Below are 22294 nucleotides of genomic sequence, written 5' to 3'. Positions count from 1 at the left end.
CCGAAGCGGGGGCGCCTTGCTTCTTGCGGCAGGATCAGAACCGATACGAGGCGCGCAGCTGCACCAGGTCGGTGTCCAGGTCGCGGCCGCTGATGCCGGTTTCGTCTTCCAGCACGTCCTTGAAGTCGCTGCGGCTGTATTCCGCGCCGACGGTGAAGCGCTCGGTGACCTTGAAATCGGCGCCGAGGCCATAGGTCAGCCCGGTTTCCGAGAAATCGTCGACCGAGATCTTGGCCGCGCCCAGCGTGACATAGGGCAGGAAGCGGCCCATGTCGGCGCCCGCGCGCAGCCGCAGCCGGGTCAGGTCGCCGTCGTCATAGTTCTCGTCGGGCGAGATCTTGTTGTAGTCCAGTTCGCCGCCCAGGACGAAGCGGCCCAGGTCGCGCTGATAGCCCGCATGCAGACCATAGCCGTCGTAATCGCCGAAATCGGCCAGCGCGCCGCGATTGCCAAGATCGCCGCTGCCCTTGCCGTATTGCAGACCGGCATAGAAGCCCGTCCAGTCGCTGTCCGAAACGGTCGTCACGGGCGGCGGCACCGCGACCGGCTGCTCGACCACGGGGGGGACATAGCCACCCGCATAGGCACCACCGGCGACCAGCGAAACCAAAGCTGCGTATCCGACTTTCTTCATGGTGAGTTCTCCATTTAACTCGGACCGCCTGCCTACCACCCGGCGCCCGGATTGGAAGGCTTGCCGGCGTCGCGGCACGGACAAGTGACGGCCCGTTAGCCGCAGGGATGCGGGGCGCGGGAAAAAGCCCGCCGATACAGGGGCTTCGCGCTCAAGCCGGCGTGATGGGGCGTGATGCGGGAACGGAGATATTCCCTAACGCACTGATAATGATTATTTTTCAGCTTTCCGTTTCGACGGTGTCGCCAAAGCACTCGCCGCGCTCGGCCTGGCGCTGGCGTTCCCGGAAACGGGCGCGGTCGGCCTCGGTATATTCGCCCGCGCAGCGGTGGCAGCAGACGCCGGGCTCGTATTCCGGGCGGGCGCGATCCTCGGGCGCGAGCGGCCGGCGGCAGGCATGGCAAAGCTCGTGGCGGCCCTGCCGCAGCCCGTGGCCCAGGCTGACCCGCTTGTCGAAGACGAAGCATTCGCCGCGCCACAGGCTGTCCTGTTCCGGCACTTCCTCGAGGTATTTCAGGATGCCGCCTTTCAGGTGAAAGACCTCGGGCACGCCTTCGCCCAGCAGGAAATTGGTGGATTTCTCGCAGCGGATGCCGCCGGTGCAGAACATGGCGATGCGCTTGTTGTGGAAGCGATGCGCATTCTCGCGCCACCAGGCGGGAAAGTCGCGAAAGCTGCGGGTGCCCGGATCGACGGCGCCGGCGAAGGTGCCGATCTCGACCTCGTAGTCGTTGCGGGTGTCGATCACCGCCACGTCCGGCGCGCTGATCAGCGCGTTCCAGTCCTGCGGCGCGACATAGCGGCCGACGGCGGCGGTGGGGTCCACGTCGGGCTGGCCCATGGTGACGATCTCGCGCTTCAGCCGCACCTTCATGCGGCCGAAGGGCATGGCCTCGGCCGTGCTTTCCTTCCATTCCAGGCCCGCGCAGCCGGGCAGGGCGCGGATATGGGCCAGAACCGCGTCGATGCCTTCGCGCGTGCCGGCGATGGTGCCGTTGATCCCCTCGGGCGCCAGCAGCAGCGTGCCCCTGACCCCGTTCGCGCAGGCGCATTTCGCCAGCGGCGGCTTCAGCGCCTGCGGGTCGGGAAAGCGGGTGAAATGGTAAAGCGCGGCGACGATCAGCATGGGCTGGCCATAGCGCCGCGCGGGGGTGCAATCAAGTTGCCGCATTGACGCCCCCGCCGCCTGCGCCTACCAATTTTCCTGGGATAACAGGAGAGGCGCCATGGCAAAGGCCCTGATCGTCATCGACATGCAGCTGGATTTCTGTCCCGGCGGCCGGCTGGCCGTCGCCGGCGGGGACGAGATCGTGGCGCCGATCAACGACCTGATGGCCGATTTCGACGCCGTGGTGCTGACCCAGGACTGGCACCCCCACGACCATGCCAGCTTTGCCGACAACCATCCCGGCGCGGCGGCCTTTTCGGTCGTGGACATGGCTTATGGCCCGCAGGTGCTGTGGCCTGCGCATTGCGTGATCGGGACCGAGGGCGCGGGCTTTCACCCGGCGCTGGCCGCCGATTGCGCCGACCTGGTGATCCGCAAGGGGTTCCGGCCGCAGATCGACAGCTATTCGGCCTTCTACGAGAACGACCACCGCACGCCCACCGGCCTTGCCGGATACCTGCGCGACCGCGGCATGGAGGATCTGGCCTTCGTCGGGCTGGCGCATGACTTCTGCGTCGCCTGGTCGGCCATCGACGCGGCCAAGCTGGGTTTCCGCGCCACCGTGATCGAGGATGCCACCCGCGCCATCGACCTGAACGGCTCGCGCGAGGCGGCGCGCGAGGACATGCGCAAGGCGGGGGTGGTGCTGGCATGATGATCCCGACCGTCGACATCGCCACCCGCGTCTATAACCACAAGTGGAAGATCGACCCGATCGTGCGCTCGCTGATCGACGACGATTTCTACAAGCTGCTGATGTGCCAGTCGGTGTTTCGCAACCGGCCCGACACGCAAGTCACCTTCAGCCTGATCAACCGCACCAGCCGCATCCGCCTGGCCGAGCTGATCGACGAGGGCGAGCTGCGCGAGCAGCTGGACCATGTGCGCGGCCTGACGCTGACGCGGGGCGAAAGCACCTGGCTGCGCGGCAATACCTTCTACGGCAAGCGGCAGATGTTCCGCCCCGATTTCATGGAGTTCCTGGAGAACCTGCGCCTGCCGGCCTATCACCTGGAAAAGCGCGACGGCCAGTACGAGCTGATCTTCGAGGGCCGCTGGCCCGAGGTCATGCTGTGGGAGATCCCGGCCCTGGCGATCATCATGGAACTGCGAAGCCGCGCCGTCCTCAAGGACATGGGCCGGTTCGAATTGCAGGTGCTTTATGCCCGCGCCATGGCCCGGCTTTGGGAAAAGATCGAGGAATTGCGCAAGCTCGGCCCCGACCTGCGCATCGCCGATTTCGGCACGCGGCGGCGGCACAGCTTCCTGTGGCAGGACTGGTGCGTGCAGGCCATGGTCGAGGGCCTGGGCGACCAGCGTTTCATCGGCACCTCGAACTGCCTGATCGCCATGCGCCGCGACATCGAGGCCATTGGCACCAATGCCCATGAACTGCCCATGGTCTATGCCGCGCTGGCCGACAGCGACGCGGAATTGCGCCAGGCGCCCTATCGCGTGCTGGCCGACTGGCACGAGGAGCATGACGGGATGCTGCGCATCATCCTGCCCGACACCTATGGCACCAAGGGGTTCCTGGACCATGCGCCGGACTGGCTGGCCGGCTGGACCGGCATCCGCGTCGACAGCGGCGACCCGGCCGAGGGCGCCGAGACCGCGATCCGCTGGTGGCAGGACCGCGGCGAGGATCCGCGCGACAAGCTGATCATCTTTTCGGACGGGCTGGACGTGGACAAGATCCGGGATCTGTTCCAACGCTTCCACGGCCGGGCCAAGATCAGCTTCGGCTGGGGCACGCTTCTGACCAACGATTTCCGCGGGCTGGTGCCGGGCGACGGGCTGGCGCCGTTCTCGCTGGTCTGCAAGGCGGTCGCGGCCGAGGGACGCCCGACCGTCAAGCTGTCCGACAATCCCGAAAAGGCCACCGGCCCGCAGGACGAGATCGAGCGCTACAAGCGCGTCTTCGGCGTCGGCCAGCAGCAGCGCATGGCGGTGGTGGTCTGATCCGCCGGCTCGGTCGGTGCCTTGCCGCTGCCGTCGCATATTCCTTGCCCGAGGCGCCGGATGGCCGTCGAACGAGATCGCGCCGTCCTCACCGTCGTCTTGCAGCAAGACCCGGCTAATCGCGCGCCAGCGGCGCCAGCCCCCGGTTTCGGCGGCTGGGGCAGGGCGGTCGCGCCGCGCTAAAGCCGGTCTCGCCAGCGGTTCACCAGCGGATAGCGGCGGTCGAGCCAGAAGGCCTTGGTCGAGATGCGCGGCCCCGGCGCGGCCTGGTAACGCTTCCACTCGCTGCCATAAAGCAGGGTCTCGACCTTCTTGACCGTCTCGGGCTCGAAGCCCTGCGCGACCAGATCCCTGAGCGCCAGGTCCTTCTCGACCAGCCCTTCCAGGATCGCGTCCAGCACCTCATAGGGCGGCAGGCTGTCCTGGTCCTTCTGGTTCGGGCGCAGCTCGGCCGAGGGGGGCTTCGAGATGATCTGCGGTGGGATCACCTCGCCCGTGCGGCCCAGCATCCAGTCGCGGTGGTTTTCATTGCGCCAGCGGCAGGTCTGAAAGACGCGGGTCTTGTAGAGATCCTTGATCGGGTTGTAGCCGCCGGCCATGTCGCCATAGATCGTGGCATAGCCCACCGCGACCTCGGACTTGTTGCCGGTGGTCAGCAGCAGCTCGCCGAACTTGTTCGACAGCGCCATCAGCATCACGCCGCGCAGGCGGGACTGGATGTTTTCCTCGGTCGCGTCGGGCTGTGTGCCCGCCATCAGATGCGCCAGCGCGTCGCCCACCGCGTCGCGGGCGCCCTCGATATGCACCGTGTCCAGCCGCGTGCCCAGCCGGGCCGCGCAATCGGCGGCATCGTCCAGGCTGGCCTGCGAGGTGTATTCGCTGGGCAGCATGACGCAGCGGACGTTTTCCGGGCCGATGGCGTCGGCGGCGATGGTGGCGACCAGCGCCGAGTCGATGCCGCCCGACAGCCCCAGCACCACCTTGCGGAAACCGGACTTGCGCATGTAGTCGCTGAGGCCCAGCGTCATGGCGCGATAATCCTGTTCCCATTCGTCGGGCTGGTGGTCCATGCGCCCGGGCACCGCGCGCCAACCGGCGGGCGTGCGGGCGAAATCGACATGGGCCAGCATCTCGTCGAAGGGGGCCAGCTGCATGACCTTGACCGCGCCGCCGTCCTCGCCGGGGTTCAGCACGAAGCTGCCACCATCATAGACCTGGTCGTCCTGCCCGCCGACCGAGTTCAGGTAGATCAGCGGCAGCCCGGTCTCGACCACGCGGGCGACCATATGGCCCATGCGCAGGTCCAGCTTGTTGCGGTGATAGGGGCTGCCGTTCGGGACCAGCAGCATCTCGGCCCCGGTCTCGGCCAGGGTCTCGGCCACTTCGGGCCACCAGGCGTCCTCGCAGATCGGGCTGCCGATGCGCAGGCCGTCCAGGCTATAGGGGCCGCAGATCGGGCCGACGTTGAACAGCCGCCATTCGTCGAACAGCTGCTTGTGCGGCAATTCGTGCTTGAGCACCCGCGCCGCCACCCGGCCGCCCCTGAGGATCCAATAGGCGTTGTAGAGCCGGTCCTCCTCGGCATAGGGGCCGCCGATGCCGATGGCGGGGCCGTCGACGCAATCCCGCGCCAGATCGACGATATGCGCCATGGCCTCTTGCGTGAAGCCGGGCTTCAGCACCAGGTCCTGGGTCTGGTAGCCGGTGATGAACATCTCGGGCAGGGCCAGCAGGTTGGCGCCGGCCTCGCGCGCCCTGGCCCATGCCTCGCGCGCCTTGGCGGCATTGCCGGGCAGGTCGCCCACGGTCGGGTTCAGCTGTCCAAGGGTGATGCGGAACGTGTCGGTCATGGCGCTTCCTTACCGGATCTTGCCCCCGTTGATAGGCGACGGCGCGGCAAAGGAAAAGTCGGGCTTTGCGCCGGCGCGCCCCTTGCGATAAACCGATGGCAAAAGCAGCAACGAGGCGGAGTGCAGCACCCATGAAGGCAGCCCTTGTCGCCTGCGCGGTGATCCTGGCCGGCGCGAGCATGGCCGGCGCGCAAGCGGTCATCACCAAGCAATATGACGACGGCGGCGTCTACGAGGGCACCTTCCGCAACGGCAAGCAGCACGGGCGCGGCACCTACAGGCTGCCCTCGGGCTATGAATATACCGGCGACTGGGTCGAGGGCGAGATCCTGGGCCAGGGCGTGGCGAAATTCCCCAACGGCTCGGTCTACGAGGGCGCTTTCGCCGGCGGCAAGCCGCATGGCAAGGGCAAGATCACCTATGCCGACGGCGGCAGCTACGAGGGCGACTGGCAGGACGGCCAGATCGTCGGGCAGGGGGTGGCGCGCTATGCCAACGGCTCGGTCTACGAAGGCGGCTTCCTGAACGCGCTGCATGACGGCAAGGGCGTGCTGACCCAGCCCAACGGCTATCGCTACGAGGGCGACTGGAAGCAGGGCGTCAAGGAAGGCTTCGGCAAGATCACCTATCCCGATGGCGCCAGCTACGAAGGCGAGATGCGGGCGAACCAGCGTTCCGGCCAGGGCAAGCTGACCATGCCGGACGGGCTGGTCTACGAGGGCGGCTGGTCGGCGGGGCAGATGGCCGGGCAGGGCAAGCTGACCCAGCCCTCGGGCGACGGCTACGAGGGGCGCTTTGCCAATGGCAAGCGCGAGGGCAAGGGCGTCGCCACCTATGCCAACGGCGACCGCTACGAGGGCGATTTCCGCGCCGACAAGCGCTGGGGCGTCGGCACCTTCACCGGCACCGACGGCTATGTCTATACCGGCGACTGGGTCGAGGGGCGGATGGAGGGGCTGGGCCGCATCACCTATCCCGACGGCTCAGTCTATGAGGGTGCGCTGATGGCCGACCTGCCGCATGGCCGCGGCCTGATCACCTATCCGGACGGCGCCAGCTATGACGGCGAATGGGTCGCGGGCGTGATCGAGGGGCAGGGCGTCGCCAAATACGCCAACGGCCTGGTCTACGAGGGCGGCTTCAAGCGCGGCCGCAACGAGGGGCAGGGCCGGATGACCTATCCCGACGGCTATGTCTATAACGGTGCCTGGCGCGACGGGCAGCGGCACGGGCAGGGGCAGGCGACCTATCCCGACGGCACCACCTATGACGGCTCGTTCGTGGACGGGCTGCGCCACGGCAAGGGCCGGCTGATCGCGCCGGACGGCTTCCGCTACGAAGGCAGCTGGAAGCAGGGCGAGATCGACGGCGAAGGGGTGGCGACCTATGCCAACGGTGACGTCTATACCGGCCATTTCGTCATGGGCAAGCGCCAGGGCGCGGGCGTGATGCGCTATGCCACCGGCCAGGTCGCCTCGGGCGAGTGGGAAGACAACCGGCTGGCCGTGCCCGCCGAGGGCGCGACAGTGCCCGAGGGCGCCGAGACGCCCGAAGGGGCGGTGCCGGCCGAGCCGGCCGTGGCAGAATAGGCTAGGGTTCGGGGCGGCCGTCCGCCTTCGCCTTGTTCGCGTTGGATGAGGCGGGCGGCTCCCGCCATGATCTGTCATCGCAGGGCCGGTCGAACCAGGCACGGTTCTTCAGCGCCGGATTGTCGAGATTTCGCCATTCGCAGGGCGGCAGGAGCGACGAGTATTTCTGGCCATCGAGCAGAAAAACAGCACCAAGGAGGCCGGTGTAATAGCCGTTGCACGCTTTGCGGCGCGCGTGCATCAGGAGATATTCCACGGAGTCCTGTTCTTCCTCTCGAACCTTGGCGTTGGTCTGGGCATCGTAAATGCCAGAATCACCGAGTTTGTAGGATGTGATGCTGACATAGCGATCGTCGAAGCAAACGAACTCGATCTCGCGCGCCAGAATCTTTCTGCCATCGGTTGCGAACAATGCGATAGGCGCTCCGGGAAAGTAGTATTCCAGCTTGAACATCATTCCATTTGGCAACGTCACGCTTTTGGGCGCGTGTCTGACCCATTGCACACCGGCGACCAGCGCCCACAGCAGGAAAAGAAAGACCGGAAGCAAAAGCAGGTGGCGGCCAAACTTGCGCAGCATTATCGCGATTCCTTGGGATCAAAGTAAATGCTGCGCTTGCGGTCCTTGAGCACTTCTGCCGAGAAACTCGTGCGCCACCTTCCGCTGATGTGATAGGGCGTGCCCCCAGGTTCGAAATTCATATCCAGCGGATCGACGAAATCGTCAGTGAATTCGAAACTGATGTCGCCGGAAATACGGAAGATCTCACCATAATCCTCGGCCCATCCTATGAACAATTCTTTGACGGTCCCGTCGCCATGGGAAAACGCGACACTACCAAAATCGTAAGTAAACCGGAAATCGTAAGCAACTGGTCCGGTTCCCTGCTTTCTGGCGGCATCAGCAATCTGCCCCGAAAGTCTGGGAAAAGCCCCTTCTGCGCCATCGCGATACGCATACTGCTCGACAATCCCGCGCAAATACCCGATCTCATCGAGGGTCACGGCGCGGCCGCCGCCAAAATAGTAGTGGAACACGAAATCCAGGTCTACCTACCGAACGGAACTGCGCGGGAAACCGGACGTGAACTCGTGAGACGCGAACTCTGTCTCGCCGGGCATATAGGGCACGGCCTCGCAGCGGCAGTTGTAATCCTCGCCCGGATGGCCGGTGTCAGGCGGGTCGTCCCATGAAAACACCCGGCCGTCGTTCGCGCGACGGGTCGTCCGCACCCGATCGTCGTTCCGGCAGCGCCAGACGTATTGGTCTGCCGGCCCAGCCTGTGCTTCAGGGTCAGCCGAATCGGAATGCCCTTGCGCAGATAAGCATCGAACGCCGTCCGATACGCTTCCGTATAGATCATGTTCATGCCAGAGAACCCCCGTGTCGCCGGGGATACTCCAACAGAAACTGCCAAGATTCGGTTAATGGTGCGGGCGTTGCGGCCCGTTCTAATCCACCAGCCGCATCGCTGCACTCTCGCCCCAATGCGCGAAGGGCAGCACCCGCCCGTTGCGGCGGCTTTCGGCCACGAGGTCCAGGTCCACCTCGGCCTTGACCCATCCGGGCACGTCCATCAGCCCCTCGGCCAGGACACCGCTTTCGGGCCACAGCCCGTCCGGGGGCGCATAGATCGCCGCGGCGCCGCGGTTCTCGTCGATGGCGGGGTTCCAGTCCACATCGCCCACGGTCGGCGCCTGCACCACGACGCATTGGCTTTCCAGCGCGCGGGCCATGGCGCCGATGCGGACCCGGTTGAACCCCGCCACCGTGTCCGTGCAAGAGGGCACCAGCACCACCTCGACCCCCGCCTCGGCCAGCACGCGGCCCAGCAGCGGAAACTCGCTGTCATAGCAGATCAGCACGCCCAGCCGCCCGACCTCGGTGTCAAAGACCCGCAGGCCGGGGGCGCCGACCACGTCCCAGTCCTCGCGCTCGAACCGGGTCATGACCTGCTTGTCCTGATGGCCGATCCGCCCCCGCGGCCCGAACAGCACCGCACGGTTGACCGGGCGCGGCCCGTCGAAACAGGGCCCCGAGGCGGCCAGGATATGCACCCCATGCCGCGCCGCCAGGTCCGCATGCAGCGCGTCGCGCGCGGCCTCGTGCCGGGCGACCTCGTGCAGCGAGGCTTCCAGGTCGCCCGCGACCAGCGGCCCGCCCAGCGAGGCCAGCTCCATCGCGCCATATTCGGGAAAGACCAGCAGGTCGCAATCGGCGGCCTGCTCGACCCAGGCCGAGATCTTGGCGCGATAGGCGTCCAGATCCGCCAGCCAGTCGAAGGGATAGGCGGCGGCGGCGATTTTCACGATCCGGCTCACAGGGTTTTCATCCAGAATTGCAGGGGTTTGCGGGAGGGTTCGGCCTCGCCGATGTCCTTCCATTCGAAGCCGGCGACCACGCCCGGCAAGGGCGCATAGCCGCGCTTCAGCCAGAACCCGTCCAGCGGGCGATAGCCCTGGGGCCGCAGTGGGTGGTCCTCGGGGCGGATCACGCTGCAAAAGGCGCTGTAGCGGCGGCCAAGCGCCCGGCCCTGCGCCTCGCGCCCGTCGAAGAAGGCGTGGCCCAGGCCATGGCCGCGATATTCGGGCAGCAGCACCGACTCGGCGCAATAGAAGATCTCGTCCAGCCGCTCGGGCCGGTTGGCGAAGGCGGTGGCGAAATCGCCGGCATGGTCCTCCATCGGCGCGCCGGTCGCGGCGCCGACCATGCGGTCGCCGTCCCAGGCCGCGACCACCACCGCGCCGGGCGACTGATAGGCGCGCAGGTAGTCGCGTTCATAATCCAGGTCGCCGTCGTAGAGATAGGGCCAGTCGCGGAACACCGCGATGCGCAGCCGCGCCAGGTCGTCCAGCGCGGCGGCGACCGCCTCTCCGGTCAGGGATTCGGTGCGGATCACGCCGAGACCTGCCCCGAAACCTCCCCCGAAACCTGGCGCGTCCAGTCGGCGAGGTTGTAATAGGTCGTCACCCGCGCGATCCGGCCGTCGCGGATGGTGAAGAAGGCGCCGGCGGGCAGGACGTATGTCTGGCCCTGCGCCTCGGGCAGGCCCTCGTCGGTCGCCAGATAGGTGCCGTTGACCACGAATTCCGCCGCCGCCCGGTCGCCCGCCTCGTTGGCGAAGATCACCATGTCGGTCAGTTCCTCGCGATAGCTGCGGGTCATGTGGGCGTTGAACGCGGCGAAGGCGGCCTTGCCGCGGCGGATGCCGCCCTCGTTGACGTGATGCTCGACCTCGTCATGCAGATAGCCCAGCATCTCGTCGGTGCGGCCGGCGTTGAAGGCGTCGTAATAGGCGGCGATCAGGGCCTTGGTATCCATGGCGGTCTCCTTCTTTGGTCCCCCTCTAGCGCGCCGGGTGCCTGTCGTCACCTCCGCCCTTTGGCGGAGATGGCCCCCCCTTTTCACCTTGCTTGTGGGAGTCTCAGGATTTCCTCGTGCGTTTTGATTGCGTCCTCGATGTTTTCGAAGAGGATGAGGCCTGCGTTGTGCAGGACGGCGCCCATGGAGCACATGGAGCGGATCATCGGCATGGAATGGCTGACGACGATGGCCGAGGAGCGGGCCATGCGCTCGGCGAAGACGCGCTGGGACTTGGCGCGGAAATTGGCGTCGCCGACGCTGGTGACCTCGTCCACCAGATAGGTGTCGAAATGGATGCCCATCGAGGTGCCCATCGCCAGCCGCGAGCGCATCCCCGAGGAATAGCTGCCGAAGGGCTGGTGGTAATGCTGGCCCAGCTCGGCGAAATCGGCGACGTAATCGACCAGCTCGTCGGTGTCCACGCCGTAGATCCGCGCCACGAAGCGCACGTTCTGCGCCCCGGTCAGCTCGGGGTGGAAACTGCCCGAAAACCCCACCGGCCAGGAAATCGTGCCGTCCGACAGCACCCGGCCCGCGGTGGGCAGCACGGTGCCGGCGATGATCCGCAAGAGCGTCGACTTGCCGGCGCCGTTGCGGCCCAGCAGCGCCACCGAGGCCCCGGTCGGGAACTCGGCGTTCAGGTTGTCCGCCACCAGCGTCTCGCGGCCCTTGAGCCGGTAGATCTTGGTCAGGTTCTCGAGCCGGATCATCGCGCTAGCGGCGGTCGCGGACGCTGTAATAGACCAGCACCAGGATCGACCAGCCGGCCAGCAGCATGCCGGTGATCATCGCCCAGAGCCAGGGCCGGTTCGGCTCGGTCGCGCTTTGCGCCACCTTGGGCTCGATATGGGCGGCCAGGTAGCGGGCCTGGCGCTGCGCCTCGGCCAGCGCCGTCTCATGGGCGATGCGGGCCGAGCGATAGGCGCCCTCGGCGAATTCGCGGTCCACGGCCAGCTTTTCGTATTCCGCCATCAGCTGGGCATAGCTTTCGCCGGCCGGGCCCTGGCCCTCGGCGCCGAACTTGGCTCGCTCGGCCTCGATCAGCCGGCGCAGCGCGTCGATCTTCTGCTGGGACTGGGTGACGCGGTGGTCGGTGGGCTGGGCATTGTCCAGAAGCAGGTCGTGGGCGACCAGCGCCTCGGCCAGCTGCGCCTGCAGCCCGCTCAGCACCCCCATCTGCCCGGCGAGGTCGGCCTCGGGGTCGACGATCTGCGAGCGCATGCGGAAGGCGGTCATCGCCTGGCGGGTCTCGGTCAGCTCGGCGCGGGCCTTGTCCAGCTCGGCCTTGGCCAGGCGGGTGGCGTCGTCCTGGGCGATGGTCGAGAGCGCGTTGATCTTGTCCGAGCTTTCCTGGAACACCGCGGCGGCGATCTCCTGCGCGTCCTGGGCGGTGAAGGCGCTGACCTTGAGCGTGATGAGCTGGGTGGTGCTGTCGTAGAGCACCTTGACCTGGCGCTGCCAGTAGTCGGTCAGGTCCTCGACATGGCCTTCGGGGTCGAAGGCGAAGACGAAGTCATGCGGCCAGGCGCGCGCGTAGCGGGCGCGCAGGTCGAGCCGGGCGTCGATCCTTTCGACGATGTCCTGGCTGCGGATGTATTCGTAGAGGATGTCGGTGTCCGAGGCGCTGCCGCCGGCGCCGGCCAGCGGCGCCAGCCCGCCCAGGAGATCGATGGCGGGGGTGGATTGTTCCTTGCGCACCGAGAAGCCGACGGTCGAGACATACTGGTCCTCGGCGCGCAGCCAGAGATAGCCGGCCCAGAGGAGGCTCGGCAGCACCACCAGCGCCAGGAACGAGCCCAGGATCAGCCAGTGCCGGCGCTGCGGCTCGGCCAGGCGGGCGGGCGGGCGCAGCGACTGGGCCGCGGTGGGGGCCGGAGCGGGGGCCGGAGCGGGGACGGGGGCCGCCGGCCGGGGTGCGGGCGGCTGGGCGGCAGGCTGGGCGGCGGGCTGGGCCGGCGGCATGGGCCGGACCGGGATCGGCTGGCCCTGCGGGCGCAGCGCCGGCGGCTTGGCCTGGGACTGCGGCTGGGACTGCGGCTTGGCCGGTGCCTGGGGCTTGGCCGGGGCGGCCGCGGCCGGCCGATCCTGCGGCGATTCCTGCGCCGCCGGCCGGCCTTGTCCCGGCTGCTGCCGGCCCTGCGGCCGATCCTGGGCCTGATTCTGCGGCTGCCCCGGCTGCGCACCGGCCGGCGCGGAAGGCTGCTGCCCCTGCGTTCCTGGCGTTGCCGCCTGCGGCTGCTGTCCTGGCCGGGCCTCTGGGGCCTGCGGCTCGGGGCGGGCGGCCTGGGCCGTGTCCCGCGCCGGGGCCTGCGGCTTTTGCGGCCGGGTGCCCAGGCCCTGCTGGCCCTGGAAGGGGCGGGGGGTCGGGCCAGGCTGGGTCCGGGCGCCCGCGGCGGGCGCCTCGGCGGCGGTCCGGGATGCAGGCTGGGTTGCGGCCTGGGATGCGGCCTGGGATACGGATTGCGATGCGGGCGCGGCCGGCCGGGGCGCGACAGCCTCGGCCTCGGCCTGCCGCGGCAGGGCGGCGCCCGGCTGCCGGGTGGCGGGCTCGGCTGGCTGGCCGGCCTTGCCGCCGGCCGGTGTGGAGGGGGTGGTCACGGGCAGGTGCGCTTTCGCTGGTTTACCTTTCGGGCGCAGTTGTTACATATTGCCGCCCGTCCAGACCAGTGTTTGCGTTCACATGTCCGATACCGCCCCGGAAATCCGCCACCCCCAAGGCCCAGCCGGCCAGACCCGTGCCGGCCAGGCCCGTGCCGGCGAAAGCCCAGCCGGCGAAAGCCCACCCGACGAAAGCCATGCCGGCGCAGCCCATGCGGGCCCGACCCGCCGGCCGCAGCGCCCGTCGCGCAACGGGCCGCGCTTTCGCATGCCGCGCACCGTGGTGGCCCTGATGCTGCGCGAGATGGCCACCAGCTACGGCCGCTCGGCCGGCGGCTATGTCTGGGCGGTGCTCGAGCCGGTGCTGGGCGTGGCGCTTTTGTCGGTGCTGTTCAGCATGGCGCTGCGCAGCCCGGGCCTGGGCTCGAACTTCCCGCTGTTCTATGCCACCGGCTACCTGCCCTTTGCCATGTTCACCGACCTGGCCAACAAGACCGCCGCCTCGATCCGCTTCTCGCGGCCCTTCCTGGCCTATCCCAGCGTGACCTTCCTCGATGCGCTGCTGGCGCGGGTGGTGCTGAACGCGCTGACCCATGTCGCGGTGATCGCCATCGTGATCGGCGGCATCTTCCTGGCCTACCAGCTGCCGGGGCCGGTGGACATGGCCGGGGTCTTCGAGGCGCTGCTGCTGGTGGCGCTGCTGGGCACCGGGGTGGGGACGCTGAACTGCTACCTGATGAACGCCTTCCCGGTCTGGGAGCGGATCTGGCACATCCTGACCCGGCCGCTGTTCCTGATCTCGGGGGTGATCTTCCTTTACGACATGATGCCGGTCCGGGCGCAGGACCTGCTGTGGTACAACCCGCTGATCCATTGCACCGGGCTGATGCGCCGCGGCTTTTACGCCACCTACGAGGCCAGCTATATCAGCCAGGCCTATGTGGTCGCCATCGCCCTGGTCTTCCTGCTCGCCGGCCTCGCCCTGCTCGAGAGAAACCACCAGAAACTCCTCGAAAGATGATGCGCGGGGGCGGCGTCGCCCCGGCCCCCCGCCTTCCATGATCCGGGCCGTGACGCACGCCATGTCCTGTGCCGTGCCCTCGCCGCCCAGGGCCGGATCGGAAGGCGCACCAGGCAGGCGCGCAGGCATCGGCCCCGCCGAGAGCACGAACCCATCGGCCCCAGGCCCGCCGGCACGGCAGAGCATCGGGAGTATCTCGGCCGCCGTCCCCCCGCCCTCCGGCACCGACAGCGCCTCTGCATCCGGCCATGCCCAGGCCTGAACCCGCAGGCTCCAGCCCCTGCGCCGATCACGGGGCAATGCGCTGCGCCCCCCGACCGCTAGAGAAGCAGGTCCGAGGCGTTCAACTGCTCCAGCCCGCCCAGCGCGATCGTCAACTCGGCCGTGCCATCACCGTCCAGGTCGACCAGCAGCCGATGCGCGCCCGCCTGCGACCAGTCGGCGCGAACCTGCCCCAGACCGGAAAAATCATCGGTGCCGATGAAGGTCAGCCACAGGCCAGAAAGGTCGATCCTGTCCTCGTTCGACTGGAAATCCAGGATGACATCGATGCTGCCGTCCAGATCCTCGGCGGCCGAGAACACGAACACATCGGCCCCAAGCCCACCGACCAGCGTGTCGGAGCCCGCCCCGCCAGCAAGCGTGTCGCTGCCGTCGCCGCCCTGAAGCAGGTCGTCGCCCGCCCCACCGAACAGACTGTCATGGCCGGCCCCGCCGATCAGGGTGTCGTTGCCCTCGCCGCCGAAAACGTCGTCGTTGCCTGGGCCGCCGTCGAGCAGGTCGTCGCCGAGATCGCCGAACAGGCTGTCATGGTCCGCCCCGCCAAACAGCGTATCGTCTCCGTCGCCGCCATGGATCAGGTCGTGGCCTTCGTCGCCATGAAGCACGTCCGCCCCGGCATCGCCGTAAAGCGTGTCATGACCGGCACCGCCGTTGAGCGTGTCATTGCCGTCTCCTCCTCGCAGCAGGTCATATCCCTCGCCGCCGAAAAGGGTGTCATTGCCCAAACCGCCCTCCAGAAGATCGTCCCCCCCGTCTCCATGGAGCAGATCATCGCCATCTTCGCCTAGCAGCATGTCATTGCCATTGCCGCCGTAGAGCAGGTTGTTTCCGTCGCCGCCGAAGAGCCGGTCATCGCCGTCATATCCGGCCAGCGTGTCATGCCCGGCCTCGCCATAAAGCGCATCCGCGCCGGGGCCCCCGGCCAGGTTGTCATTGCCGTTTCCACCATAAAGCAGGTCGTTTCCGTCGCCGCCGAAGAGCCGGTCATCGCCGTCATATCCGGCCAGCGTGTCATGCCCGGCCTCGCCATAAAGCGCATCCGCGCCGGGGCCCCCGGCCAGGTTGTCATTGCCGTTGCCACCGTGGAGCAGGTCGTTTCCGTCGCCGCCGAAGAGCCGGTCATTGCCGTCATGTCCGGCAAGCGTGTCATGGCCAGCGTCGCCATAAAGCGCATCCGCGCCGGCCCCCGCGGCGAGGTTGTCGTTGCCGCTTCCGCCGTAGAGCAGGTCGTTTCCGTCGCCGCCGAACAGCTGGTCATTGCCGTCGTGGCCGACCAGCGTGTCATCCTTCCCATTGCCGCGCAGCGTGTCGTTGCCCGCCCCGCCCTGGAGGTTGTCGTCCCCCGGTCCGCCCAGAAGCAGGTCGTTGCCGGCATGGCCGAAGACGTCCGAGCCGTTGTGGCTCGCGTTCAGCGTGTCGTTGCCCGCCGTGCCGGCCACCGTCGTGCGCATGTCGGGGGCCGCGTAGTGCGCGATGGGGAAAAGCGAATTGTCAAAGGCGCTCGCCTGCAGCATCGTGTTGTCCCGTGTCATGACCCAGAGAACCGAATTTCCGTAAAATATCCTGATTCCATAGCTTTCCGGCCGGAACCCCAGCTGCCCGACATTGCGGACCATGCCCAGGAAGGACAGGTCCAGCCGATCCACCCCCGGCTCGAAATCGGTGATGGTGATCTTGCCGTTGACCTCGGCCGCCACGAAGATGTCCGCGCCGGCGCCGCCGGTCATCTGCACCGGGCCGCCGCCGGCGATCAGGATGTCGTCGCCGGCGCCGCCGTCCAGGCCGCGCGTCTCGGCGCTGGCCTGCATCATGTCGTTGCCCTCGGTTCCCGATTGCCAGCCTGCGCCGACCACCCGCGTCAGGCCGATCCCGCCCGGCTCGAAGACGAATTGCGTGATGCCGCTTTCCCGCCGCGACGAGGCGAAAAGCGCGATCTTGCCCTCGATCACCAGCGCCGAAAGCGCCGAGACATCGGCCAGCGCCCGGTCGTCGGTATCGACCAGCGTGGCCAGATGCATCAGCCGCCCCTCGGGCAGGACGGTGAAGACGCTGAGGCCGTCGTCGCCGCCGCCCACGAAGACGAAGGCGCGGCCGTCCAGGGTCGCGGTCGCAAGCGCGGTGGCGCCGGCAAAGCGGGTGCTGCGTTCGTCGATGACGTGATCGGCCGGCAGAAGCTCGCCCTCGTAGGTCAGGCGCATGGTGGTCAGGGACGAGCTTTGCGCCGCCGCGACCACCAGATAGGTCACGCCGCCGACCGCGACCGTGGCCAGGTGGCTGGGCTGGTCCATGCCAAGGCCGTGCCAGGACCACAGCATATGCGCCGTGCCGACCGAGCCGTCGGCATGGATCATCTGCACCGCGACGTAATTGCCCGTGGCCGAGGCCGAGATGAGGAAGCTGCGGTCGGCCAGGGTGGCCACCAGCATGTCGTCGATCTCGGTCCCCTGCACGCCCGAGCCGAGCGGCAGCGCCGCCTGGGTGACATGGGCGATGGTGCCGTCCGCGGCCTGCCGCCAGATGTCGAAGGCGGTCTGCCCGTCGCGGGCCGAATACAGGAAATCGCCCTGCGTCGTCTGGAACTGGCCCAGCCGGATCACGTCGCCGGGCAGGCCGGCCGGCCCGGCCAGCGGCGCCTCGGCGCGAAACCCGCCCTGGTCGTCCAGCCGGATGCCGGCGCCCAGCGCATCGCGCAGCCCGGTGCCGAACAGCACCGGCCCGTCCTTCAGCGTGACGATGCTGGCGTCCGGGGTGCCGCCGTAGCCCAGCGAGGCGGCATGGGGCTGGGCGCCGATCATCTCGATCGGCAGGTCGGCCGCGGTGACGCGATAGGCCGCGATGCCGCCGCCGACATGGGTGATGCTGTAGAGCGCATGCCCGTCCGGCCCGGAAAAACTCCGCAGATTCGTGATGTTGGTCACGAAGGGGGCCTGGGGGCCGATATAGGTGGCAACGTGACGGTATCGCATCGCGGGCTTCGTTGGTGGCGGGTCTGGTTCCTGTCCCGACAAGGTGCCGAACCGGCCTGCGAAGTCACGCGCAATTCCCCGTGCATTTTAATCTCCGCAGGCATAGGTTCGGCGCCAGCGCGCCGCTTGCGCGCCTTTGGGAGTTCCTCCATACGCATCCTGCGCAAGGCAAATCTGGTAGAGACAGATGCAGATCCAAAAGACCTCGCTTCCGGGCGTCCTGGTCCTTGTTCCGCGGCGGTTCGGCGATGATCGCGGGTTCTTTTGCGAAAGCTGGAGCCGCAAGACCCTGCACGAAGCGGGGCTGGACCTGCCGGAATTCGTGCAGGACAACCACTCGCTGTCGGCGGCGGCGGGCACCTTGCGGGGGCTGCATTTCCAGGCTCCGCCCCATGCCCAGGGCAAGCTGGTGCGCTGCGGGCGCGGGCGGCTTTTCGACGTGGCGGTCGATATCCGCAAGGGCAGCCCGACCTATGGCCAATGGACCGGCTGCGAGCTGTCCTTTGAAAACGGCCGGCAGCTGTGGATACCGGCGGGCTTCCTGCACGGCTTCGTCACCCGCGAGCCGGACACGGAAATCCTGTATAAATGTACTGATTATTATGCGCCGGATTGCGACGGATCGGTGGTCTGGGACAGTATCGGCATCGACTGGGGCATCGCCGGCCGGCCGATCCTGTCGGCCAAGGACGCCGCCGCCCCGTCTTTGAACGAGTTCGACAGCCCTTTCACCTATGAAGGGCCTTTTGATTACGAGGCGAGATTATGAAGATTCTGGTTACCGGCGGCGCGGGCTTCATCGGTTCGGCGGTGGTGCGGCTGGCGGTGGCGCGGGGACATTCGGTGGTGAACCTCGATTCGCTGACCTATGCCGCCAATCCCGAAAACGTGGCCTCGGTTGCCGGCAGCCCGCTCTATGCCTTCGAACGGGCCGACATCCGCGACCGTGCCGCGCTGGACCGCATCCTGGCCGCGCACCGGCCCGACGCCATCATGCACCTGGCCGCCGAAAGCCATGTGGACCGCTCGATCGACGGGCCGGGCGCCTTCATCGAGACCAACGTGACCGGCACCTACAACCTGCTCGAGGCGGCGCGCGCCTGGTGGACCGCGCAGGGCCGGCCCGAGGGCTTCCGTTTCCACCATATCTCGACCGACGAGGTCTTCGGCTCGCTGGGCGAGGCCGGGCAGTTCACCGAAGCCACGCCCTATGACCCGCGCAGCCCCTATTCGGCCTCGAAAGCCGCCTCGGACCACCTGGTCCGCGCCTGGCACGAGACCTATGGCCTGCCGGTGGTGCTGACCAATTGTTCCAACAATTACGGGCCGTTCCACTTCCCGGAAAAGCTGGTGCCGGTGGTGATCCTGAACGCGCTGCACGGCCGGCCGATCCCGGTCTACGGCGACGGTGGCAATATCCGCGACTGGCTTTACGTCGAGGATCATGCCGACGCGCTGCTGCTGGTCTTGGAAAAGGGCGTCATCGGCCGCAGCTACAATATCGGCGGCGAGAACGAGGCGAAGAACATCGACCTGGTGCGCACGATCTGCGCGCATATGGACCGGCTGCGCCCGGATGCCGCGCCGCATGACCGGCTGATCACCTTCGTCGCCGACCGGCCGGGCCACGACCGGCGCTATGCCATCGACCCGACCCGCATCCGCGAGGAACTGGGCTGGCGCCCCTCGGTCACGGTCGAGGAGGGGCTGGCACGCACCGTCGAATGGTATCTGGAAAACGAGGACTGGTGGCGGCCGCTTCTGTCCCGTCAGGGTGTCGGCGAAAGGCTCGGCAGGGCATGAAGGGCCTGCTGGTCTTTGGCCGCAGCGGGCAGGTCGCGACCGAGCTTGCGCGGCTGGCGCCCGACGCGCGCTTCCTGGGCCGCGATCGGGCCGACCTGGCCGATCCCGCGGCCTGCGCCGCGGCGATCCGCGCCTCGGGCTGCGCGGCGGTGCTGAACGCGGCCGCCCATACCGCCGTGGACCGCGCCGAATCCGAACCCGACCTGGCCCGCGCCGTCAATGCCGATGCGCCGGCCGCCATGGCGCGGGCGGCAGCGGAACTGGGCCTGCCCTTCCTGCATATCTCGACCGATTACGTCTTCGACGGCTCGGGCGAGCGGCCTTGGGTCGAAACCGACCCGACCGGCCCGCTGGGCGTCTATGGCGCCAGCAAGCGGGCTGGAGAGCAGGGCATCGCCGCCGCCGGCGGGCAATGGGCGGTGCTGCGCACCTCCTGGGTCTTTTCGGCCCATGGGGCGAACTTCGTCAAAACCATGTTGCGGCTGGGCGCCGAGCGCGAGGAATTGCGCGTCGTCGCCGACCAGCAGGGCGGCCCGACCCCGGCCGCCGACATCGCGGCCGCCTGCCTGGCCATGCTGGGGGCGATGCGCGGCGACGCCTCGCGCGGGGGGATCTATCACTTCGCCGGCAGTCCCGACACCAGCTGGGCCGGCTTTGCGCGCGAGATCATGGCGCAGGCGGGCCTGTCCTGCCGCGTCAGCGACATTTCAACGGCGGATTATCCCACCCCCGCCCGGCGCCCGGCCAATTCGCGCCTGAACTGCGCCGCCATTCAGCGGGATTTCGGCATCAGTCGCCCCGACTGGCGCGCCGGTCTCGCCAAGGTCTTGCAGGAGCTGAAACCATGACCCAACCCCAGACTCCACCCAGCCGCCGCAAGGGCATCGTCCTGGCCGGCGGCTCGGGCACCCGGCTTTATCCGATCACCATGGGCGTGTCCAAGCAGCTGCTGCCGATCTATGACAAGCCGATGGTCTATTACCCGATCACCGTGCTGATGCTGTCGGGCATCCGCGAGATCGCCATCATCACCACGCCCGAGGACCAGGACCAGTTCCGCCGCCTGCTGGGCGACGGCAGCCAATGGGGGCTCAGCTTCGACTACCTGGTGCAGCCTTCGCCCGACGGGCTGGCGCAGGCCTATCTTCTGGCCGAGGATTTCCTGGCAGGCGCGCCCTCGGCCATGGTGCTGGGCGACAATATCTTCTTCGGCCACGGCCTGCCCTTGCTGCTGGAGGCGGCGGACCGGCGGGACACGGGCGGCACGGTCTTCGGATACCAGGTTTCCGACCCCGAGCGCTATGGCGTGGTCGATTTCGACCAGGCGGGCCGGGCGCGCGCCATCGTCGAGAAACCGGCCCAGCCGCCGTCGAATTTCGCCGTCACCGGGCTTTATTTCCTGGACGGCACGGCGCCGCGGCGCGCGGCCGAGGTCCGTCCCTCGGACCGGGGCGAGCTGGAGATCACCACGCTTCTGGAAAGCTATCTGCACGACGGCCAGCTGAGCGTCGAGAAGATGGGCCGCGGTTTTGCCTGGCTGGATACCGGCACCCATGCCAGCCTGCTGGATGCGGGGAATTTTGTGCGCACGCTGGAAAACCGCCAAGGCCTGCAGACCGGCTGCCCCGAGGAGATCGCCTTCCAGGCCGGCTGGATTTCCGCCGATGAGCTGCGGGCCAGGGCCGGGCAATGCGCCAAGAATGCCTATGGCCGCTATCTGTTGCGCCTGCTGGGCGAGGCGGAGTAGCTGGCCCGCGATCCCGACGGCGCCTGTCCGGGGCAAAGCTTGCCGGGCAGGCCGCCTGCCGCGGCGTTCGGATCGTTGCGCGGCTTGCCGCGGATCGGCCGCCTGCCGCCCAGGCCGCTGCTTTATCCCCGCCGCGTCTCTTGCTAAGAAGCCCCGGTTCTGCGCCCCTTCCGCCAGCCAACCCGTGAGCCCGTCTTGATCCAGCCTGATCCTTCCCCTCCGGTCGTCGCGGCGGTCGTCGTCACCTTCAACCGGCTGGCGCATCTGGAAAAGACCTTGACCCGCCTGCTGGCCGAACCGCTCGATCACGTCGTGGTGGTCGAGAACGGCTCGACCGACGGCACGCGGGAATGGCTGGCCGGCCAGGACGACCCGCGGCTGCTCGTCATCGAGATGCCGCAGAACGGCGGCGGTGCGCTGGGGTTCGAGGTCGGAATGCGCGAGACCGGCCGCAGGCTGGACCCCGACTGGATGGTGCTGATGGACGACGACGCCCGCCCGGCGACCGGCGCCATCGTCCGGCTCCGGCAAGGCTTGGCCGAGGGCCGCTGGCCCGGCGCCGAGGCGCTGGCGGCGGCGGTGCGCTTTCCCGGCGGCCGGATCTGCGAGATGAACCGGCCCTGGGTCAACCCCTTCGGCGACCTGCCGGTTTTCCTGCGCGTGCTGGCAGGGGGCGGCCGGGCGGCGTTTCACATTCCTGACAGCGACTACGATGCGCAGGCGCCGCGGCCCCTGGACGGCACCTCCTTCGTCGGCTTCTTCGTGTCCCGCGCCGGGGTGGCCCGCGCCGGCTATCCCGATGGCCGGCTGTTCATCTATGGCGACGACGTTCTGTATTCGCTGGGGCTGACCCAGGCCGGCGGGCGGCTGCTTTTCGCCCCGGACCTGGAGTTCGAGCATGATTGCGCGACGCAGACGGCGGGGGCGATGCCCCGGCCGCTGTGGAAGGTGTATTACCTGCATCGCAACGCCTGGTTCGTCTATCGCCGGGTCGCGGGGCGGCTGTTCTTTCCGCCGCTGATGGCGCTGATGTTGCTGAAATGGTTGCGCAAGGGCCGCCTGCTGCCCCCGGCCGAGCGGCGCATCTGCCGTCGGCTGATTCGCCTGGCGGTGCGGGACGCCTTTCGCGGCGAGCTGGCGCGAAGCCATGCCCAGATCATGGCCCTGGCCAATGGTGCCGGAACGGCCGCCGCACCGGCCAATGGCGCCGGCACCGGCCCGGCCGCCGCCGGCGACGAGCGCTGAGCCGCTCGGCTATCCGAAGCCGCTCTCCGGCCCCGGCTTGGCGGATCCCGTGCCGTTGCGGGACC

Annotated in this window: 21 protein-coding genes; 9 read left to right on the top strand and 12 right to left on the bottom strand. The window is 68.1% G+C overall.

Features of this window, described 5'->3' with window-relative positions; genetic code table 11:
* Positions 1–34: 34 nt before the first annotated feature.
* The gene (locus tag E3U25_RS16290) at positions 35–634 is read right to left on the bottom strand and encodes an outer membrane protein (RefSeq protein WP_036760122.1); all 600 of its coding nucleotides are present in this window, start codon (positions 632–634) and stop codon (positions 35–37) included.
* Between the two features lie 220 nt (positions 635–854).
* Positions 855–1760, bottom strand: coding sequence for an oxygen-dependent tRNA uridine(34) hydroxylase TrhO (trhO, locus tag E3U25_RS16285; RefSeq protein ID WP_072462402.1), 906 nt, complete (start codon positions 1758–1760; stop codon positions 855–857).
* A gap of 100 nt (positions 1761–1860) precedes the next feature.
* Between trhO and pncA the strand changes: the two genes are divergently transcribed.
* Together pncA and pncB are read left to right on the top strand one after the other, a co-directional pair.
* The gene (gene pncA, locus E3U25_RS16280; RefSeq protein ID WP_116222174.1) at positions 1861–2457 is read left to right on the top strand and encodes a bifunctional nicotinamidase/pyrazinamidase; all 597 of its coding nucleotides are present in this window, start codon (positions 1861–1863) and stop codon (positions 2455–2457) included.
* Positions 2454–3764 carry a nicotinate phosphoribosyltransferase gene (pncB, locus tag E3U25_RS16275; protein WP_181180902.1) on the top strand — a complete coding sequence of 437 codons (1311 nt, stop codon included), beginning with the start codon at positions 2454–2456 and terminating at the stop codon, positions 3762–3764. Before pncA ends, pncB begins: the two co-directional genes overlap by 4 nt.
* A gap of 179 nt (positions 3765–3943) precedes the next feature.
* Here the strand turns inward: pncB and E3U25_RS16270 are convergent, their stop codons facing one another.
* Positions 3944–5614: an NAD+ synthase gene (locus tag E3U25_RS16270; protein ID WP_116222175.1), complete on the bottom strand. Its 1671-nt coding sequence runs from the start codon at positions 5612–5614 to the stop codon at positions 3944–3946.
* A gap of 131 nt (positions 5615–5745) precedes the next feature.
* Here E3U25_RS16270 and E3U25_RS16265 point away from each other — a divergent pair, with 131 nt between their 5' ends.
* Positions 5746–7203, top strand: coding sequence for an MORN repeat-containing protein (locus E3U25_RS16265; RefSeq protein ID WP_116222176.1), 1458 nt, complete (start codon positions 5746–5748; stop codon positions 7201–7203).
* Between the two features lies 1 nt (position 7204).
* Here the strand turns inward: E3U25_RS16265 and E3U25_RS16260 are convergent, their stop codons facing one another.
* The 8 genes from E3U25_RS16260 to E3U25_RS16225 form a co-directional block, all read right to left on the bottom strand.
* On the bottom strand, positions 7205–7783 hold the full coding sequence (locus E3U25_RS16260) for a hypothetical protein (RefSeq protein ID WP_116222177.1): 579 nt from the start codon (positions 7781–7783) through the stop codon (positions 7205–7207).
* Positions 7783–8241, bottom strand: coding sequence for a hypothetical protein (locus E3U25_RS16255; RefSeq protein WP_116222178.1), 459 nt, complete (start codon positions 8239–8241; stop codon positions 7783–7785). Before E3U25_RS16255 ends, E3U25_RS16260 begins: the two co-directional genes overlap by 1 nt.
* A gap of 15 nt (positions 8242–8256) precedes the next feature.
* Complete coding sequence (locus E3U25_RS16250; protein WP_116222179.1) at positions 8257–8601, bottom strand: phage minor head protein; 345 nt, start codon at positions 8599–8601, stop codon at positions 8257–8259.
* Between the two features lie 54 nt (positions 8602–8655).
* A complete protein-coding gene (locus E3U25_RS16245; protein WP_072462400.1) occupies positions 8656–9513 on the bottom strand; it encodes a carbon-nitrogen hydrolase family protein in 858 nt (285 codons plus the stop codon).
* Positions 9514–9521: 8 nt separating this feature from the next.
* On the bottom strand, positions 9522–10103 hold the full coding sequence (locus E3U25_RS16240; RefSeq protein ID WP_072462356.1) for a GNAT family N-acetyltransferase: 582 nt from the start codon (positions 10101–10103) through the stop codon (positions 9522–9524).
* Positions 10100–10525, bottom strand: coding sequence for a ketosteroid isomerase-related protein (locus tag E3U25_RS16235; protein WP_072462355.1), 426 nt, complete (start codon positions 10523–10525; stop codon positions 10100–10102). The genes E3U25_RS16240 and E3U25_RS16235 overlap by 4 nt, the downstream gene beginning before the upstream one ends.
* Positions 10526–10608: 83 nt before the next feature.
* Positions 10609–11277, bottom strand: coding sequence for an ABC transporter ATP-binding protein (locus tag E3U25_RS16230; RefSeq protein ID WP_036753211.1), 669 nt, complete (start codon positions 11275–11277; stop codon positions 10609–10611).
* A gap of 4 nt (positions 11278–11281) precedes the next feature.
* The gene (locus E3U25_RS16225; RefSeq protein ID WP_244295250.1) at positions 11282–13165 is read right to left on the bottom strand and encodes a capsule biosynthesis protein; all 1884 of its coding nucleotides are present in this window, start codon (positions 13163–13165) and stop codon (positions 11282–11284) included.
* A 268-nt stretch (positions 13166–13433) separates the two neighbouring features.
* Here E3U25_RS16225 and E3U25_RS16220 point away from each other — a divergent pair, with 268 nt between their 5' ends.
* The gene (locus tag E3U25_RS16220) at positions 13434–14186 is read left to right on the top strand and encodes an ABC transporter permease (protein ID WP_036759960.1); all 753 of its coding nucleotides are present in this window, start codon (positions 13434–13436) and stop codon (positions 14184–14186) included.
* A gap of 320 nt (positions 14187–14506) precedes the next feature.
* On the opposite strand, the gene E3U25_RS16215 is transcribed toward E3U25_RS16220, so the two are convergent.
* The gene (locus E3U25_RS16215) at positions 14507–17434 is read right to left on the bottom strand and encodes a calcium-binding protein (RefSeq protein WP_281029315.1); all 2928 of its coding nucleotides are present in this window, start codon (positions 17432–17434) and stop codon (positions 14507–14509) included.
* Between the two features lie 187 nt (positions 17435–17621).
* Here E3U25_RS16215 and rfbC point away from each other — a divergent pair, with 187 nt between their 5' ends.
* The 5 genes from rfbC to E3U25_RS16190 all read left to right on the top strand — a co-directional run bounded on the left by rfbC (position 17622) and on the right by E3U25_RS16190 (position 22229).
* The gene (gene rfbC, locus E3U25_RS16210) at positions 17622–18203 is read left to right on the top strand and encodes a dTDP-4-dehydrorhamnose 3,5-epimerase (RefSeq protein WP_072463644.1); all 582 of its coding nucleotides are present in this window, start codon (positions 17622–17624) and stop codon (positions 18201–18203) included.
* Entirely contained in the window at positions 18200–19237 is a 1038-nt protein-coding gene (gene rfbB, locus E3U25_RS16205) for a dTDP-glucose 4,6-dehydratase (RefSeq protein WP_116222181.1), read from the top strand. The genes rfbC and rfbB overlap by 4 nt, the downstream gene beginning before the upstream one ends.
* Positions 19234–20085, top strand: coding sequence for a dTDP-4-dehydrorhamnose reductase (gene rfbD, locus E3U25_RS16200; protein ID WP_116222182.1), 852 nt, complete (start codon positions 19234–19236; stop codon positions 20083–20085). Before rfbB ends, rfbD begins: the two co-directional genes overlap by 4 nt.
* On the top strand, positions 20082–20984 hold the full coding sequence (gene rfbA / locus E3U25_RS16195) for a glucose-1-phosphate thymidylyltransferase RfbA (protein ID WP_116222183.1): 903 nt from the start codon (positions 20082–20084) through the stop codon (positions 20982–20984). The genes rfbD and rfbA overlap by 4 nt, the downstream gene beginning before the upstream one ends.
* 195 nt (positions 20985–21179) lie before the next feature.
* Positions 21180–22229: a glycosyltransferase gene (locus E3U25_RS16190; protein WP_244295195.1), complete on the top strand. Its 1050-nt coding sequence runs from the start codon at positions 21180–21182 to the stop codon at positions 22227–22229.
* Positions 22230–22294: the final 65 nt, after the last annotated feature.

The sequence above is a fragment of the Paracoccus versutus genome, from assembly GCF_029909795.1.
Taxonomy (GTDB): Bacteria; Pseudomonadota; Alphaproteobacteria; order Rhodobacterales; family Rhodobacteraceae; genus Paracoccus; species Paracoccus versutus.
This window is presented reverse-complemented; position numbering and strand designations above follow the sequence as displayed.

Bases quoted from the DNA above. Each gene is read 5' to 3' on its own strand.
- E3U25_RS16290 (WP_036760122.1), bottom strand. From the start codon at position 634: ATGAAGAAAGTCGGATACGCAGCTTTGGTTTCGCTGGTCGCCGGTGGT.
- trhO (WP_072462402.1), bottom strand. From the start codon at position 1,760: ATGCTGATCGTCGCCGCGCTTTACCATTTCACCCGCTTTCCCGACCCG.
- pncA (WP_116222174.1), top strand. From the start codon at position 1,861: ATGGCAAAGGCCCTGATCGTCATCGACATGCAGCTGGATTTCTGTCCC.
- pncB (WP_181180902.1), top strand. From the start codon at position 2,454: ATGATGATCCCGACCGTCGACATCGCCACCCGCGTCTATAACCACAAG.
- E3U25_RS16270 (WP_116222175.1), bottom strand. From the start codon at position 5,614: ATGACCGACACGTTCCGCATCACCCTTGGACAGCTGAACCCGACCGTG.
- E3U25_RS16265 (WP_116222176.1), top strand. From the start codon at position 5,746: ATGAAGGCAGCCCTTGTCGCCTGCGCGGTGATCCTGGCCGGCGCGAGC.
- E3U25_RS16260 (WP_116222177.1), bottom strand. From the start codon at position 7,783: ATGCTGCGCAAGTTTGGCCGCCACCTGCTTTTGCTTCCGGTCTTTCTT.
- E3U25_RS16235 (WP_072462355.1), bottom strand. From the start codon at position 10,525: ATGGATACCAAGGCCCTGATCGCCGCCTATTACGACGCCTTCAACGCC.
- E3U25_RS16230 (WP_036753211.1), bottom strand. From the start codon at position 11,277: ATGATCCGGCTCGAGAACCTGACCAAGATCTACCGGCTCAAGGGCCGC.
- E3U25_RS16220 (WP_036759960.1), top strand. From the start codon at position 13,434: ATGCCGCGCACCGTGGTGGCCCTGATGCTGCGCGAGATGGCCACCAGC.
- E3U25_RS16215 (WP_281029315.1), bottom strand. From the start codon at position 17,434: ATGCGATACCGTCACGTTGCCACCTATATCGGCCCCCAGGCCCCCTTC.
- rfbC (WP_072463644.1), top strand. From the start codon at position 17,622: ATGCAGATCCAAAAGACCTCGCTTCCGGGCGTCCTGGTCCTTGTTCCG.
- rfbB (WP_116222181.1), top strand. From the start codon at position 18,200: ATGAAGATTCTGGTTACCGGCGGCGCGGGCTTCATCGGTTCGGCGGTG.
- rfbD (WP_116222182.1), top strand. From the start codon at position 19,234: ATGAAGGGCCTGCTGGTCTTTGGCCGCAGCGGGCAGGTCGCGACCGAG.
- rfbA (WP_116222183.1), top strand. From the start codon at position 20,082: ATGACCCAACCCCAGACTCCACCCAGCCGCCGCAAGGGCATCGTCCTG.